This is a genomic window from Streptomyces megasporus (assembly GCF_000718985.1).
In the GTDB taxonomy this organism is placed as follows: Bacteria; Actinomycetota; Actinomycetes; order Streptomycetales; family Streptomycetaceae; genus Streptomyces; species Streptomyces megasporus.
Genome location: NZ_JODL01000002.1, coordinates 41,787 through 56,416, shown reverse-complemented (window position 1 = coordinate 56,416; position 14,630 = coordinate 41,787). Strand labels below are relative to the sequence as shown.

At 74.3% G+C, this 14,630-nt stretch carries 13 protein-coding genes and 1 pseudogene; 9 read left to right on the top strand and 5 right to left on the bottom strand.

The window, feature by feature from the left end:
* Positions 1-169 precede the first annotated feature (169 nt).
* From IF47_RS0102015 to IF47_RS0102005, 3 genes are all read left to right on the top strand, one after another.
* Positions 170-1,540 carry a 6-phospho-beta-glucosidase gene (locus IF47_RS0102015; protein WP_031506186.1) on the top strand — a complete coding sequence of 457 codons (1,371 nt, stop codon included), beginning with the start codon at positions 170-172 and terminating at the stop codon, positions 1,538-1,540.
* A 104-nt stretch (positions 1,541-1,644) separates the two neighbouring features.
* Positions 1,645-2,055, top strand: a complete 411-nt coding sequence (locus tag IF47_RS0102010) for an SRPBCC family protein (RefSeq protein WP_031506185.1) — start codon at positions 1,645-1,647, stop codon at positions 2,053-2,055.
* Between the two features lie 105 nt (positions 2,056-2,160).
* Positions 2,161-2,562, top strand: a complete 402-nt coding sequence (locus IF47_RS0102005; RefSeq protein WP_037731779.1) for an OsmC family protein — start codon at positions 2,161-2,163, stop codon at positions 2,560-2,562.
* A gap of 37 nt (positions 2,563-2,599) precedes the next feature.
* On the opposite strand, the gene IF47_RS0102000 is transcribed toward IF47_RS0102005, so the two are convergent.
* The 3 genes from IF47_RS0102000 to IF47_RS0101990 form a co-directional block, all read right to left on the bottom strand.
* A complete protein-coding gene (locus IF47_RS0102000; RefSeq protein ID WP_037731778.1) occupies positions 2,600-4,048 on the bottom strand; it encodes an ABC transporter substrate-binding protein in 1,449 nt (482 codons plus the stop codon).
* Between the two features lie 5 nt (positions 4,049-4,053).
* The gene (locus IF47_RS0101995; RefSeq protein ID WP_245640958.1) at positions 4,054-6,024 is read right to left on the bottom strand and encodes a hypothetical protein; all 1,971 of its coding nucleotides are present in this window, start codon (positions 6,022-6,024) and stop codon (positions 4,054-4,056) included.
* Positions 6,025-6,166: 142 nt separating this feature from the next.
* On the bottom strand, positions 6,167-7,024 hold the full coding sequence (locus tag IF47_RS0101990; RefSeq protein ID WP_031506180.1) for a 3-hydroxyacyl-CoA dehydrogenase family protein: 858 nt from the start codon (positions 7,022-7,024) through the stop codon (positions 6,167-6,169).
* Positions 7,025-7,318: 294 nt separating this feature from the next.
* Here IF47_RS0101990 and paaI point away from each other — a divergent pair, with 294 nt between their 5' ends.
* The 3 genes from paaI (at position 7,319) to IF47_RS0101975 (ending at position 9,755) form a co-directional block, all read left to right on the top strand.
* On the top strand, positions 7,319-7,759 hold the full coding sequence (gene paaI / locus IF47_RS0101985; protein WP_051716838.1) for a hydroxyphenylacetyl-CoA thioesterase PaaI: 441 nt from the start codon (positions 7,319-7,321) through the stop codon (positions 7,757-7,759).
* Positions 7,756-9,111 carry a phenylacetate--CoA ligase PaaK gene (gene paaK / locus IF47_RS0101980; protein ID WP_031506177.1) on the top strand — a complete coding sequence of 452 codons (1,356 nt, stop codon included), beginning with the start codon at positions 7,756-7,758 and terminating at the stop codon, positions 9,109-9,111. Before paaI ends, paaK begins: the two co-directional genes overlap by 4 nt.
* A gap of 122 nt (positions 9,112-9,233) precedes the next feature.
* Positions 9,234-9,755, top strand: coding sequence for an MSMEG_6728 family protein (locus IF47_RS0101975; protein WP_051716836.1), 522 nt, complete (start codon positions 9,234-9,236; stop codon positions 9,753-9,755).
* A 117-nt stretch (positions 9,756-9,872) separates the two neighbouring features.
* Here IF47_RS0101975 and IF47_RS0101970 read toward each other — a convergent pair.
* A pseudogene (locus IF47_RS0101970) lies at positions 9,873-10,514 on the bottom strand (SAM-dependent methyltransferase); the annotation flags it as partial.
* Positions 10,515-10,756: 242 nt separating this feature from the next.
* A complete protein-coding gene (locus tag IF47_RS0101965) occupies positions 10,757-11,704 on the bottom strand; it encodes a UbiA family prenyltransferase (protein WP_078591489.1) in 948 nt (315 codons plus the stop codon).
* Between the two features lie 149 nt (positions 11,705-11,853).
* Between IF47_RS0101965 and IF47_RS0101960 the strand changes: the two genes are divergently transcribed.
* The 3 genes from IF47_RS0101960 (at position 11,854) to IF47_RS0101950 (ending at position 14,565) form a co-directional block, all read left to right on the top strand.
* Entirely contained in the window at positions 11,854-12,909 is a 1,056-nt protein-coding gene (locus IF47_RS0101960) for a type III polyketide synthase (protein ID WP_031506172.1), read from the top strand.
* Between the two features lie 85 nt (positions 12,910-12,994).
* Complete coding sequence (locus IF47_RS0101955; protein ID WP_031506170.1) at positions 12,995-13,546, top strand: isoprenylcysteine carboxyl methyltransferase family protein; 552 nt, start codon at positions 12,995-12,997, stop codon at positions 13,544-13,546.
* Positions 13,543-14,565 carry an NAD(P)/FAD-dependent oxidoreductase gene (locus IF47_RS0101950; protein WP_031506169.1) on the top strand — a complete coding sequence of 341 codons (1,023 nt, stop codon included), beginning with the start codon at positions 13,543-13,545 and terminating at the stop codon, positions 14,563-14,565. Before IF47_RS0101955 ends, IF47_RS0101950 begins: the two co-directional genes overlap by 4 nt.
* Positions 14,566-14,630 lie beyond the last annotated feature (65 nt).

The window sequence follows — 14,630 nt, the reverse complement described above, 5'->3', positions numbered from 1 at the left end:
CTCGCCGAGTGCCGTGAGGCGGAGGTCGGAAGGTCGAGACCGTCGACACACCATCGACACGCCGTCGACGGGCCTCGGCGGAGCGAGGGCGGACCGTGGAGGCTGTGAGGACCGTGGCGGATGTCGGACGGGGCGGCCGGACGGAAGGTCGGACGGGGGTGGCCGGACGATGAGGCTCGCCGTGCTGGGTGGTGGCGGTTTCCGGGTGCCGCTGGTGCACCGGGCGCTGCTCGACGACGCGGGAGGTCCCTCCTCCTCCCCCGACGGCGTCCACCACACCGTCCACCGCACCGAACTCGTCCTGTACGACACCGACCGCACCCGCCTGGACGCGATCGGCGCGGTCCTCGCCCACCAGCGGGAACAGCACGCCGGACCGGCCCCCGAGGTACGGACGACCACCGACCTCGACGAGGCGCTGCGCGGCGCCGACTTCGTGTTCTCCGCGATCCGGGTCGGCGGCCTCGCCGGCCGGGTCCGCGACGAGCGCGTTCCCCTCGCCGAGGGCGTGCTGGGACAGGAGACGGTGGGCGCGGGCGGGGTGCTGTACGGCCTGCGCACCCTGCCCGTCGCCGTGCGCATCGCCGAGCGCGTCGCCGCGCTCGCCCCCGACGCCTGGGTGATCAACTTCACCAACCCCGCGGGCATGGTGACCGAGGCGATGGGCCGGGTCTTCCGGGAACGGGGGCTGCCCGACCGGGTGATCGGCATCTGCGACTCCCCCGTCGGGCTCTGCCGGCGTGCGGCACACGCCCTGGGCGTCGACCCGGAGCGCGCCGGTTTCGACTACGTGGGGCTGAACCACCTGGGCTGGCTGCGCCGCCTGGTGGTGGACGGCGTGGACCGGCTGCCCGAACTGCTGGCCGACACCGCCGCGCTGGAGTCCTTCGAGGAGGGCAGGCTGTTCGGCGCCGACTGGCTGCGGGCGCTCGGCGCGCTGCCCAACGAGTACCTCCACTACTACTACTTCAACCGGGAGGCGCTGGCCTCCGTCCGCTCCGCCGCGGCCACCCGCGGGGAGTTCCTCCTCGACCAGCAGTCCCGCTTCTACGAGCGGGCGCGGCCGGACGATCCGGCGCAGGCGCACCGGGAGTGGGAGCGCGTCCGCCGCGAGCGCGAGGAGACCTACATGGCCGAGAGCCGCGAGGCGTCCGGCGGCTGGGAGCGCGCCGGCTGCGACCTGGAGGGCGGCGGCTACGACCGGGTGGCGCTGGCCCTGATGCGGGCGATCTCCCGGGGTGAGCGCACCACCCTGATCCTGAACGTTCCCGGCCGGGGCGCCGTGCCGGGCCTGGACGACGACGCGGTGGTCGAGGTGCCGTGCCTGGTCGACGCCACCGGGGCCCACCCGTTGGCGACCGGCCCCGTCGCCGCGGACCAGCTCGGGCTGATGCTCACGCTCAAGGCCGTCGAACGGTCCGCGATCGAGGCGGCGCGCGACGGATCGCGCCGGGCCGCGCTGCGGGCCCTGGCCCTCCACCCGCTGGTGGACTCGGTGCCGGTGGCCGAGCGGATCCTGGACGCCGCGGGCGGGTTCTGAGGGCGCTCCCACCCGAGCGGGCGGGGCGCGGCATGGATGCCCGGCCCCGATGGGGGTACGCCGTTCTGCGTCCGTGACCACCGAGACTTCGGGAGTGAGACCCGGTGAGCGAATACGAGCGTTCCCGCACCATGCCCGCCCTGCCCGAGCTGGTCTTCGACGAGGTGTCCGACCCGGACCGCCTCAACCGCTGGCTTCCGCTGGACCTCCACGCCCGTGTGGAGGACCCTCCGGCCGTCACCGTCCACGAGGACCGCACCGGGCACGACGTCCGGGCCCTGTTCCGCACCCGACCCGATCAGATGCGCGCCGAGTGGGGGACCCGCGACGAGGGCTCGTACTCGGGCTGGTTGCAGGTGGCGGGCATCGGCAGCGGCGCGAGCGAGGTGACCGTGCACCTGTCCTTCTTCGACGAGGAGCACGCTCCCTCGCGGGACGCCGTCCACGTCTCCCTCGACCAGAGCCTGGAGCGACTGGCCGAACAGGTGCGGATGCGTGTGGAGGACGCCGGCTGACGGCGTCCGGGCGGCGTGGACGGGCGCCGTTCGAAGGCCGCGGGCGGACACCGTCAGCCGTTTGGGGGCGCCTCTCGGGAACGGGGGAGGGGTAGTCCTCTCCGCATGTCGCCTTCCGAACAGGATCTGTACAGCGCCCAGGCCCGTTCCCGGCACGGCACCGGCCGTGTGGACATCTCCGGGAGGGCCGGCATCCCGGTCGGCGCCCCCAGCGAGTTGGGCGGCAGCGGGCAAGGGTACGACCCCGAGCAGCTTTACGCGGCGGCCCTGGCCACCTGCCTGCACCAGGCCGTGGTCATCGCCGCCACCGAGACCGGTGTCGATCCCACGGGCAGCGAGGTCACCGCCCAGGTCCGTCTCACCAACGGCGGTGCCCAGCACTACTCCTTCGACGCCACGGCCGAGGTGTCCCTCCCCGGCGCCGACGGCGACCGGCGGGAGCGCGTCATCGCCCAGGCCCTGCGCATCTGCCCGATCCGCGACCAGTTGAACCCGCCGCCGTCCTGAGGCGTCCGGCGGCGGGTCCGCTCCGGCCCGGCGGTCCTCAGCCCTCCGGGAAGATCGCTTCGACGAAGACCGGGTTCCCGTCCGGCTTCAGCTCCAGGATCGGGACGGCCTTCTCCACGGGGTTGCCGTCGTTCCGGAAGGACAGGAAACCGCTCGCGCCCGGCACCCGCTGCTCGCCGTGCATCTGGCGGAACATCGCGCCGACCGTCTCGCCCGTCACCTCGGCCTCGCCGCCGTCCGCCATCTGCGCCCCGGTGGCGGCCGTCAGCACGGCGTCGTGGGCCGTCATCGCCTGGCCGTCCTCGTGCCGGTCGCTGGGGAACCACTCGTCCATCGAGCCGCCCTCCTGGAAGGCCAGGATCGACGGTCGGGAGACCCGGTCGGGCCGGTCGGTCCACATGTCCGGGTGGGCCAGCCCGGTGTAGAGCACCCGAATGCCGCGCTTGGCGGCCTCGTCGAGTTCCCTCCTGGTGAGGTTGGTGGTGTCGTCCCCGGTCATCACCGTGAAGGTCCAGTCGGTGCAGGGCCGATTGGAGAGCCTCTGGATGAAGTGGGTGAGGTGCTTTCCGCGGCCGGCGAAGTAGACGACCTCGGACCGGTACTGGCACAACTGCTGGGCGATGAACGTCAACTCCGTCTCCCAGACGGCCTTCGAGCTGTCGAACGTCCTGGGCTCGGTGACCATCCGGTGGCCGTCGCCCCGGGGGAACTCCTCGGTGAAGTCCCGGCTCAGGGTGCGGGCGTACAGGTTCTCCCGCGCCACGTCCCTGACCACCACGGCGGTGCCGACCTTCTTCCGCCGGAGGTACGCCGCCGCGGCCCGGGCCTCGTCCCTGTTGGTGGGGACGACCCGCGCGAAGCCCTCTATGTCGCGGATGTTCGTGGCGGTCATCGTGCTGGCGACCGTGGCCAGACCCTCTTTCGACAGCCTCTTCAGGGCTGTGAGGTTGGGGGTGGTGCTGGGGCCGAGGCCCACCACCGCCACCAGGCGTTCCGTCTCCTTGCGGGCCACCAGTTCGTCGACGGTGTGCTCCCAGTGGCGGGACTCGCTGCCCGAGTTGGCGATCAGCAGTCTGATCCGGGGCACGCCCTTGAGGTCGCCCCGGTTGCTCCGTTGCTGGGCCAGGTAGGCGCCCTGGAGTTCGTGCCGCACCGACTCGGCCGAGTTGCTGTCCGCTTCCCCGAGCGTGAAGGAGGTGAGGTAGGCGACGCTCACATAGGGCTCGCCGCCCTTGACGAGCCGGTCGTTCTCCTCCTTGATCCGCTCGGTCACGCGCTGGAGGTGCTTCCTGAAGACGTACGTGCCGTCGGTCACCCCGACGCACTCGTCGGTCGGTCCCATCCTCACCACACCGTCGGCGCACCGGGAACTGCGCTCGGTGTGCCAGTCCCACAGGAGGATCGACGCCCCGGCCAGGACGGCCAGCACCACGGCCGCGGTGGCGGTGCGTTTGACGGTCAGCAGGGAGATTCGGCGTCCGGGCACGCGCCTCACCCCTCGTCCGGGGCGCTCAGCGGGTGGCGCCAGTGGCGGTAGCGTTCGGCCTCGTCGTACAGGGCCACGATGTCACTCCCCCTCATCTCGGACAGGCGGTCGAACCTGGCCGCTATCACACTGTTCAGTCGCAGCCCGGGGTCGCCGAGCGGATCGCTCCACAGCCAACGCGCGCACACCAGACCGCGGATCACCGAGGTGTCGGTGATCGACCGCGCGGGCTCCTCAGGAGCGAGGTCGCCCAGCAGCGCCAACGTCGGACGGTCGGACGGGAGCGGGTTGGGCGCGGAGGTGATCGCGTTCAACAGGACGATCCACTCGGCGGCGGTCCGGTCGCGGAAACGGTCGGTCAGATAGGCGACCACCTCGTCGACGCGGTGCGCCGCCAGCCGGTGGTACATCGCCTCCACCGGCCTGCCCTCCGCCTCGAAGTGGTCGGCCAGCAGTTCGTGGACGGCGTCCCACTCCCCCCGGTCGGCGGCCAGTCGCCACAGCAGGAGCCTGCGCAGCCACGGGTGGAGGCGCGGCTCGTTCCGGTCCGGTTCCAGCAGCCACCGCGAACGCACCTCGTTGAAGAGCGGCTCCTCGGCCCCGCCCGGTGTCACGGCGCCCAGGACGCGGATGCCCATGGCCAGGTCGCGGGCGGCCGAGCAGCGTGTGAGCGCCTCGCGTTGGGCGGGCGAGAAGTCCTCCAGCAGGTGGTCGAGCGCCGCGTCGGCCAGGGTGGCGTGCGGGCTGTCGCGCACCCGGTGGCCGGGCAGGGAGCGCAGCCACCGGTCGAGCTCGCCGCCCCGACCGGGCGCGTTGGGCAGGTCCAGGGCGTCCATCACCTGGCGCACCGCCACCGGCAGGCCGCGGGTGAGCCGGTAGACGAACGGCGCGAGGCCGGAGTGCCGGGGCGAGGTCAGTTCGATGCCGGTGCGCACCTCGTCGAGGGTGAGGTCGCGCAGCCGCAGCGGGTACCACCAGGAGTCGCCGCTGTCGTGGCCGGGGCGGCGCTCGCGCCAGTCGGCGAGCGAGGCCCGGTCGGGGCTGCGCAGCCGCCAGGGCCACTGGTCGCCCGAGGACGAGCCCCAGTTGTCCAGCCAGCGGTTGGAACTGCCCACCACCGTCAGCGGGTCGCAGGGGGCGCCGGCCAGAGCGGCGTCGCGGCGGGCGCCGATCAGCAGTTCCAGGAACAGCCGCCCGTGGTCGGTGTGGCAGTTGTCCAGCAGCAGCAGGTGGGAGTTGGGCGCGAACCAGCGGGTGGTGGCGTGGCGCAGGTCGTCGAGGAAGGCGGCGAACAGCACCCGGTCGAGGTTCCGCTTCTCCTGCTCGGTGCCGCTGTGCCGCCACATGTTGAGTTCCAGCAGCGCGTCCCACGGGTTCCGGGAGGGCACCAGCGGGTGGTCGGCGAACCACTGGGGGGTGCCGGCGGAACGCCGTCCCGGCAGTCCGCGTCCGCCGCCCCGGGCGGCGTCCCGCAGGATGGTGGAGACCACCGCGGGGGCGCCGTTGGGGGCGCCCAGGGCGCTGCCCGCGACCTCCAGGAAGGCGGCGAGGTAGTCGCCGTAACGGTCCTCGGCCTGCTGCCGGAACTGGTCCAGTTGCCGGGCGATGGCGCGCCGCCCCTCCGAGCGGGTGGTCATCCGCAGTTCGCGGTCCGAGGCGAGCAGTCCGAGGGTGAGACGGGGGAAGCGCGAGACACGGTACTGCGGCAGCTTGCGCTCGAGTTGTCGGGCGATGAGGGCGAGGGCGTAGCGGGGTAACAGCGCCTGGCCGGCGGAGAAGTTGAGGTACGCGAAGGGGTGGTCCACCCCGAAGCGGCCCATGATGGCGCCGTGTGCCTCGCTGGCGCCGCTCCCCCTCGGGCCGACCAGCATCGTCACCGGCCGTTCCGTGCCGGGGGGCTGGTCGAGACACTCGGCGACGAGGGCCATGACACCGTTCCGCCCCCGCATGCCCATGCTCGTTCCGATGTCCGCCACCCGATCGCCCCTCCCCCGTGGCATCCCCCGCGCCGACGAACCGTCGGACACCAGAGAATGCCACGTTCGGTCGCCGTGTGACAGCGATCAGCGACGGTTTCGCCGGGCGCGGGGCCGGGGCGTCGTTCCGGCCCCGCCCGGGTCATTCCCGCCAGGTGTAGAAGCCCTGCCCGGTCTTGCGGCCCAGTTCCCCGCGGGCGACCTTCTCCCGCAGCAGCCGGGGCGGTGCGAACCTCTCGCCCAGGGTGTCGTGGAGGTACTCGGCGATGGCCAGGCGCACGTCGAGGCCGACCAGGTCGGTCAGGCGCAGCGGCCCCATCGGGTGCTTGTAGCCCAGGGTCATCGCGGCGTCGATGGCCTCGGGTTCGGCGACCCCCTCCTCGACCATCCGGATCGCCTCCAGGCCCAGGGCCACACCCAGCCGGCTGCTGGCGAAGCCGGGCGAGTCCTTCACCACGACGTCCCGCTTGCCCAGGGCGTGGGTCCACTCCAGCGCCGCCCGCACGGTGTCCTCGGCGGTCCGCTCGGTGACGACCACCTCCACCAGCGCGGAGGCCGGCACGGGGTTGAAGAAGTGCATGCCCAGGAACCGCTCCGGACGGTTCAGGGCGGAGGCGAGTTCGGTGACCGACAGGGAGCTGGTGTTGGTGGCCAGCACCGTTCGATCGCCCACCGCCTTCTCGGCGGCGGCCAACATCCGGGCCTTGAGGGCGGCGTCCTCGGGCACGGCCTCGACGACCAGGTCCGCGCCGGCCGGCAGGTCGTCCACCGAGGCGGTGACGGTGACGCGCTCCAGCACCCGCGCGGCCGGTCCGTCCAGCCTGCCCCGCTCCTCGGCCCGGCGCAGACCGCCGGCGACACGCTCCCGGGCGGCCTCGGCCGCCTCCCGTCCGCTCTCCACGACGACCACGTCCGAGCCGGCCGTCGCGAAGGACTGGGCGATGCCCGCGCCCATGCGTCCGCCGCCGACCACGCCGACGGTCCTCGGTGCCGCTGCCATGCCTTCTCCTTCTGTCTCCTCGTGCCCCCGGGCCGCTCGCGGCCTCCGTCGCACCCTTCCGGGGCCGGGGCGTGCGGGCCTTTCGCCCGCGGGCCGCCGCCGACCGTACCGGGTGGGCGTCACACCCCTTGACAGGCGGTCCGGGTGTTGGATTACCTGACGTCGCCGCAACGCTAACCGAATGGTCGGTCGGGCTCAAGGGAGGTGCACGGCCGCCCTGCCGGACCGACGGCGCATCGGCACAACCCGCGATGAAACCCGCGACGGAACCCGCGACGGAAATGGTGGAGGCGCATGACACGGGTCACGGACACCGACCAGGGCCCCGCTCATCTGATGTTCGCCGCCGACCGGGCCTCCCGGGGCCTGGGGATCGAGCTGCTCCGGGCTGGCGACGGCACGGCGGCCGTGCGGATGACGGTGACGGGAGCCATGGTCAACGGGCACGGTGTCGCCCACGGCGGCTACCTCTTCCTGCTCGCCGACACCGCCTTCGCCTGCGCCTGCAACAGCCACGGCCCGGTGACCGTGGCGGCCGGCGCGGACGTCACCTTCGTCGCCCCGGCCCACGAGGGCGACGTGCTGGTGGCCGTCGCCGAGGAACGCACCCGGTTCGGCCGCAACGGCGTCTACGACGTGACCGTCCTGCGGGACGAGCGGGTGATAGCCGAGTTCCGCGGGCGCAGCCGCACCGTCGGCGACCGCGCCCTCTCCGGTCGGAAGGAGACCATGTGATCAGCGATCAGACGCTCCCCGCGGGCCCGGCGGCCCACTCCCCCCGACCGGCCCCGACTCCGGCCGGGGAACCCCCGGACCCGGCCGAGCACATGGGCCGCGAGGAACTGAGGGCCCTCCAGGTCGAGCGCCTCCGCCACACCCTGCGACACGCCTACGACAACGTGGAGCACTACCGGCGCGCGTTCGACGAGGCGGGCGTCACCCCGGAGGACTGTCGCTCCCCGGAGGACCTGGCGCGGTTCCCGTTCACCACCAAGGCGGACCTGCGCGAGAACTACCCCTACGGCATGTTCGCCGTCCCCATGGCCCGGGTGCGGCGCCTGCACGCCTCCAGCGGCACCACCGGACGCCCCACCGTGGTCGGCTACACCGAGGGCGACCTGTCGGTGTGGGCGGACCTGGTGGCCCGCTCCATCCGGGCGGCGGGCGGCCGGCCCGGTCACAAGGTGCACGTCGCCTACGGGTACGGGCTGTTCACCGGCGGGCTCGGCGCCCACTACGGCGCCGAGCGGGCGGGCTGCACCGTCATTCCGGCCTCCGGCGGCATGACGGCCCGTCAGGTGCGGCTGATCCAGGACTTCCGGCCCGAGATCATCATGGTCACCCCCTCCTACATGCTCACCCTCCTGGACGAGTTCGAGCGGCAGGGCGTCGATCCGCGCACCTCCTCCCTGGAGATCGGCATCTTCGGCGCGGAGCCGTGGACGGAGGAGATGCGCCGCGAGATCGAGGAGCGCGCCGGGCTCCACGCGGTGGACATCTACGGCCTGTCGGAGGTGATGGGTCCGGGCGTGGCGCAGGAGTGCGTGGAGACCAAGGACGGCCTCCACATCTGGGAGGACCACTTCCTCCCGGAGATCGTCGACCCGATCACCGGCGAGGTGCTGCCCGACGGCGAGGAGGGCGAGCTGGTGTTCACCTCCCTGACCAAGGAGGCCCTTCCGATCGTCCGTTACCGCACCCGTGACCTGACCCGGTTGCTGCCCGGCACCGCGCGTCCCGCCTTCCGCCGCATGGAGAAGGTCACCGGCCGCAGCGACGACATGATCATCCTGCGCGGCGTCAACGTCTTCCCGACCCAGATCGAGGAGATCGTCCTCCGGGTCCCCGGCGTGGCGCCGCACTTCCAGATCCGGCTCACCCGTCGCGGCCGGATGGACCACATGACGGTACGGGTCGAGGCCCGTCCCGGCGCCGGGCCCGAGGGGCGCGAGGCCGCGGCCGACGCGATCGCGCGGGGCGTCAAGGACGGGATCGGCATCACCGTCGACGTCGAGATCGTGGCGCCGGAGACCCTGGAGCGCTCGGTGGGCAAGATCCGCCGGGTCGTCGACGAGCGGGGGAGGTGACCCGGGACCGGACGCCACCCGTCCGGGCCTCCCGGGCTGCGGGGCCGGGCGCGGACTGCGATGATCGCAGTCCGCGCCGAGGGGGAACGCCGAGGGGGGAACGGAGAAACGGACCGGACACCGTGCAGACGTTCCTGCCGCTCCCCGACTTCACCGGGACGGCCCACGTGCTCGACTGGCGGCGGCTGGGGAAGCAACGGGTCGAGACCCTCCAGGTGCTGCGCGCCCTGACCGTGCCGGGCTACGGCTGGGCCAGGCACCCGGCCGTCCGCATGTGGGCGGGGTACGAGGAGGCCCTCGTCCGCTACGGCATGGAGATCTGCCGCCACTGGCGTCTGGCGGGCCGCAGCGACACCTGCGAGGTGACGATGCTGACCGACCTGCGGCACGCGACCGGCATCTCCTCCCCCCGTTCCCAAAAGGAGCTGGCGCGAGCGGGCGAGCTGCCCCCCTGGCTCGGGGACCCCGCCTTCCACCGCAGCCACCGGTCCGCCCTGCTGCGCAAGGACCCCGACCACTACGGTCCCCTCTTCCCGGACGTGCCGGACGACCTGCCCTACGTGTGGCCGGCCTCCGACCGCGACACCGACCACAACACCGACCACAACACCGACCGCGGCACCGGCGCGTCGAACGCCGAGTGAGCGCGCGGGCGTCACACGGGGCGCGTGGGCGGGCGGTCGCCCGTGCGTCGGACGGGTTCGGTCCGGCGCGTGGGCGACCGCGCGGCCCGTGCGGAAGGGCGGCGGAACGCCGGGCGGTTACGGCTTGCGGCCCACGCCGCTGTAGGCGTGCGCCTCCGTGAGGACGCCCGTGGTGCTGGTCTCCGGACGCCAGCGCGAGCACGGCGTCACGCCGGGTTCGAGCAGCTCCAGGCCGTCGAAGAACCCGGCGATCTGCTCGGGGCTGCGGAGGTGGTACATGGACGCGCCGCCCTCGTTGTGGTGCTCCTGCGCCTCGTTGAGGGTCTCGTCGGTGTCGGTGCCGTCGCACACCACCAGATGGCTGCCCGACGGCAGGGCGTCCACCAGCCGCTTCACGATCGCCCGCGCCTCCTCGTAGTCGGCGAGGTGGCCGAGGATGCCGCTGAGGATGAGCGCGACGGGACGGTCGAAGTCCAGGGTCCGGGCCGCGTCGCGCAGGATGGCGTCGGTGTCGTGCAGGTCGGCGTCGAGGTAGTCGGTGACGCCCTCGGGGGTGGAGGTGAGCAGGACCCGGGCGTGCGCCAGCACCAGCGGGTCGTTGTCGACGTAGACGATCCGCGCCTCGGGGGCGACGCGCTGCGCGATCTCGTGGGTGTTGTCGGCGGTCGGCAGGCCGGTGCCGATGTCCAGGAACTGCCGGATGCCCACCTCGCCGGCCAGATGCCGGATGGCACGGCCCAGGAAAGGTGTCGATCCGCGGGGGCACCCGCCGCTCGGCGGTGGGCGAGACGTCTGCCATGGGAGGTTCTCCTGCCGTGCATGGTGTGAACGTGCGTACCAGGAGCACAACCTAGAGCGACACGGTGGGCCGCGACCAGTGCCTTCACCGTTCGCACCGTTCCGCGCGGCTCCGTGCCGTTCCGCACCGTTTCCCCACTCTTCCGCGCCGTTCTCCGCCCTTCCGCGCTCGCGGCGCGGAACAGTGCGGAACGGCGGTCGGCTCACCCGATCGAGGCCCCACGCCCCAACAGCAGCGCCACGTCGACCGCCGCGACCGCGACCACCGCCGTGAAGGGACCCCGGGGCCTCGACCGTCCCGTCCGCGTTCCGGCGGCGACCGCCCCGCCCAGGGCCGCGGCGACGACGACGGCGACGGCCGTCCGGGCGAGGACGCCCGCCGCGCCCGGCGGCGCCGGCACCAGCAGGGCCGTGGCCACCGCGGGCGGCAGCGGCACCAGCAGCCGCACGCCCCGCGGGCCGATCCGCTGGGGCAGGCCCCGCACGCCGGCGCGCAGGTCCGCGCCGATGTCCGGCAGGGCGTCGGCCAGGTGGGCGCCCACCCCCAGCAGGGCGGCGGCGCCGGTGGCCCACCAGGCGGGCCAGGGGCGCCCGGGCAGGCCGAGGGCGACGAACGCGGGCAGGGCGCCGAAGCCCGCCGCGTACGGCAGCCAGGACCACACGGTGGACTTCGCGCCGAGGTCGTACGCCCAGCCCGCCGCCACGAAGACCAGGTGCGCCGCGCCGGCGAGGGCGCCGCAGGCCAGCGAGAGCGGCACGCACAGGGCCAGGGCGGTCCAGGCGGCGATCCACACCGTGCGGGCGGTGACCGCGCCGGAGGCCACCGGCTTGTCCGTCCGGCCGGCGCGGAGGTCCCGACGGGCGTCGACGGCGTCGTTGCACCAGCCCACCGAGAGCTGGCCGGTGAGCACCGCCGCGGCCACCGGCACGCAGTCGGGCGCGGAACGTCCGGCCGACGCGGCCAGCGCGGTCACCAGCACCGTCACCGCGACGGTGGGGAGCGGATGGCAGGCCCGGGCCAGCGCCGCCGCCGACCGCGCGGCGCGCACGGCACCGCGCCCGCGGGCGCGCGGCGGGACGTGGGGGTCCGGTGGGCGTGCGGCGGGACGCGAGGGGCCGACGGGAGGACGCGTCCGGTCCGTGGGGCGCATCCTCCCGAGCGTAGGGACCGTCCCGCCCGTCGGAGCCGTCCGGCGCGTGCGGGGTGGCCCGGACGGGTGGCAGAAGCCCCGGGGGGACATGCGGCACACCCCGGGGAGGTAATTCGGGAGGTGTCCCAAGCCCTCGATCCGGGAAGCCGATGAGCCGCATCGCCGCCGTGCACTCGGTCCTGGCGCCGCACCGGTACAGCCAGCGCGAGGTCACCGACCTGGTGGCCCGCCTCTGTCTGCCCGAGGGCGCCGACCGCCGCCCGCTGGACCGTCTCCACCGCAACGCGCGGGTGCGTTTCCGCCACACGACGCTGCCGCTGGAGGACTACGCCGCGCCGGCGGACTTCGGCACGACGAACGACGTCTTCGTCTCCGCCGCCGTGGAGCTGGGGGCCGCGGCGGTCTCGGGGGCGCTGCGGGCGGCCGGCCTGACGCCGCGCGACGTGGACCTGCTGATGTTCACCTCGGTGACCGGAGTCGCCGCCCCGTCCGTGGACGCCCGGATCGCCGGGCTCCTGGGCATGCGGCCGAACGTGCGTCGCCTTCCCGTCTTCGGTCTGGGCTGTGTGGCGGGGGCGGCCGGCATCGCCCGGCTCCACGACCACCTCCACGGCCGGCCGGACCACGTCGCCGTCCTGCTCTGCGTCGAGTTGTGCTCCCTGACCTTCCAACGCGGCGACGCCTCCCCGGCGAACCTGGTCGCCACCGGACTGTTCGGCGACGGCGCCGCCGCCGTGGTGCTGTGCGGCGCCCGGCGTGCCGCCCCGCCCGGCCCGACCGTCGTGGACACCCGCGCCCACCTCTACCCGGACACCGGGCACGTGATGGGGTGGGACGTCACCGGGTCGGGCTTCCGGGTGGTGCTGGACCCCTCCGTGCCGAAGGTCGTGCGCGAGTACCTGGCCGACGACGTCGACGGCCTGCTCGGCGACCACGGTCTGAAACGGGAGGACGTGGCCGTCTGGGTGTGCCATCCGGGCGGGCCGAGGGTGCTGGAGGCGGTGGACGAGGCGCTCGACCTGCCGGACGGCGCGCTGGAGGTCACCTGGCGCTCCCTGGAGGGGATCGGCAACCTCTCGTCCGCCTCGGTGCTGCACGTCCTGCGGGACACCCTCGCCCGGCGTCCGCCCGGCGACGGGGCGCCGGGCGTGCTGCTCGCGATGGGGCCCGGTTTCTGCTCGGAGCTGGTCCTGTTGCGCTGGTAGGAGCCGGACCGCGGGGACGGGCTGTGCGGGACGGGCGGCGGGGGACGGCGGTGGCGGGGGTCGGAGCGAGGAGGCGGGAGCGCGGGTGTTCTGGTACGCGGCGTTGGTGCTCGCCGTCGGGGCCGAGCGGGTCGCCGAGCTGGCCGTGGCACGGCGCAACGCCCGCTGGGCCGCGGCCCGCGGCGGCGTGGAGCACGGCCGGGGGCACTACCCGGCGATGGTGGTCCTGCACACGGCCCTGCTCGTCGGGGCTCCGGTGGAGGTGTGGGTGGCGGGACGGTCCTTCGACCCCGCCCTGGGGTGGTCGATGCTCGCCGTGCTGACGGCCGCCCAGGCGCTGCGCTGGTGGTGCGTCCGCACGCTGGGACCACGCTGGAACACCCGGGTGATCGTCGTTCCCGGACTCCCCCCGGTCGCCTCCGGGCCGTACCGCCTGCTGCGGCATCCCAACTACGCGGCGGTGGTCGCCGAGGGCGTCGCCCTGCCCCTGGTGCACGGCGCCTGGGTGACCGCCGTGGTCTTCACCGTGCTCGACGCGGCCCTGCTGGCCGTCCGCGTCCGCTGTGAGGACGCCGCCCTGGCCTCGGCGGCCCGGGCGCCCTCCGGGGTCCCCGCCTCCCCGGCGGGTGCGACGTGATCGACCTGCTGATCGCGGGCGGCGGACCGGCCGGGCTGGCGGCGGCGGTCTGCGGGGCGTTGGCGGGCATGGAGACGGTGGTGGTCGAGCCGCGCGAGGCGCCGGTGGACAAGGCGTGCGGCGAGGGCGTCATGCCCGGCGGGGTGCGGGCCCTGCGGGAGCTCGGCGTGGACCTCGGCCCGGCGGGCGGCCGCGAGCTGCGCGGCATCCGCTACACCGACGGCGTCCACGAGGTCCGGGCGACCTTCCCCGACGGCCCCGGACTGGGGGTGCGCCGCACCGGGCTCCACCGGGCGCTGTGGCTGCGGGCCCGTGAGCTGGGCGTGCGGATCGTGCCCGGCCGGGTCGGGGACGTGCGGCAGGAGGACGACGCGGTGCTGGCCGCCGGATGGCGGGCCCGCTGGATGATCGCCGCCGACGGTCTCCACTCCCCCGTCCGTCGGGCCCTGGGGCTCCAGGGACGGTGGCACGGGGCGCGGCGGTACGGGTTGCGCCGCCACTACCGCGTCGCGCCGTGGACGGACTTCGTCGAGGTGCACTGGTCCGCGCGCGGGGAGGCGTACGTGACGCCGGTCGGGCGGGAGTTGCTGGGGGTCGCGGTGCTCAGCACCGAACGCCTCGGGTTCGACGCCCATCTGGAGCGCTTCCCCCACCTGCTCCCGCTGCTGTCCGGTCCGGCGGCCGGTCCCGTGCGGGGCGCGGGGCCGATGCGGCAGCGGGTGCGCGGCCGGGTGGCGGGCCGGGTGCTGCTGGTCGGCGACGCGGCGGGCTACGTCGACGCGCTCACCGGCGAGGGCGTCGCGCTGGCCGTGGCGTCGGCGCGGGCGGCGGTGCGCTGCCTGGCGGCGGGCCGGCCCGCCGCGTACGAGGCCGCCTGGCGCCGTCTGTCGCGCCGTCACCGCCTGTTGACCGGGGCACTGGTGCGCGCGAGCGGACACGAACGCACGGCGCGCCTGGTGGTGCCGGTGGCCTCCCGTTTCCCCCTGGTGTTCGGCGCGGCCGTCCGGGCACTGCGATAAGGGACGGAAGATCGTGTAGAGGTTGGGAGGACATCCGGTGTCGATCCGCTCCGGACGGGAAGGGT

Bases quoted from the DNA above. Each gene is read 5' to 3' on its own strand.
- IF47_RS0101965 (WP_078591489.1), bottom strand. From the start codon at position 11,704: ATGCGCCCCACGGACCGGACGCGTCCTCCCGTCGGCCCCTCGCGTCCC.
- paaI (WP_051716838.1), top strand. From the start codon at position 7,319: ATGACACGGGTCACGGACACCGACCAGGGCCCCGCTCATCTGATGTTC.
- IF47_RS0101960 (WP_031506172.1), top strand. From the start codon at position 11,854: ATGAGCCGCATCGCCGCCGTGCACTCGGTCCTGGCGCCGCACCGGTAC.
- IF47_RS0101990 (WP_031506180.1), bottom strand. From the start codon at position 7,024: ATGGCAGCGGCACCGAGGACCGTCGGCGTGGTCGGCGGCGGACGCATG.
- IF47_RS0102015 (WP_031506186.1), top strand. From the start codon at position 170: ATGAGGCTCGCCGTGCTGGGTGGTGGCGGTTTCCGGGTGCCGCTGGTG.
- IF47_RS0102005 (WP_037731779.1), top strand. From the start codon at position 2,161: ATGTCGCCTTCCGAACAGGATCTGTACAGCGCCCAGGCCCGTTCCCGG.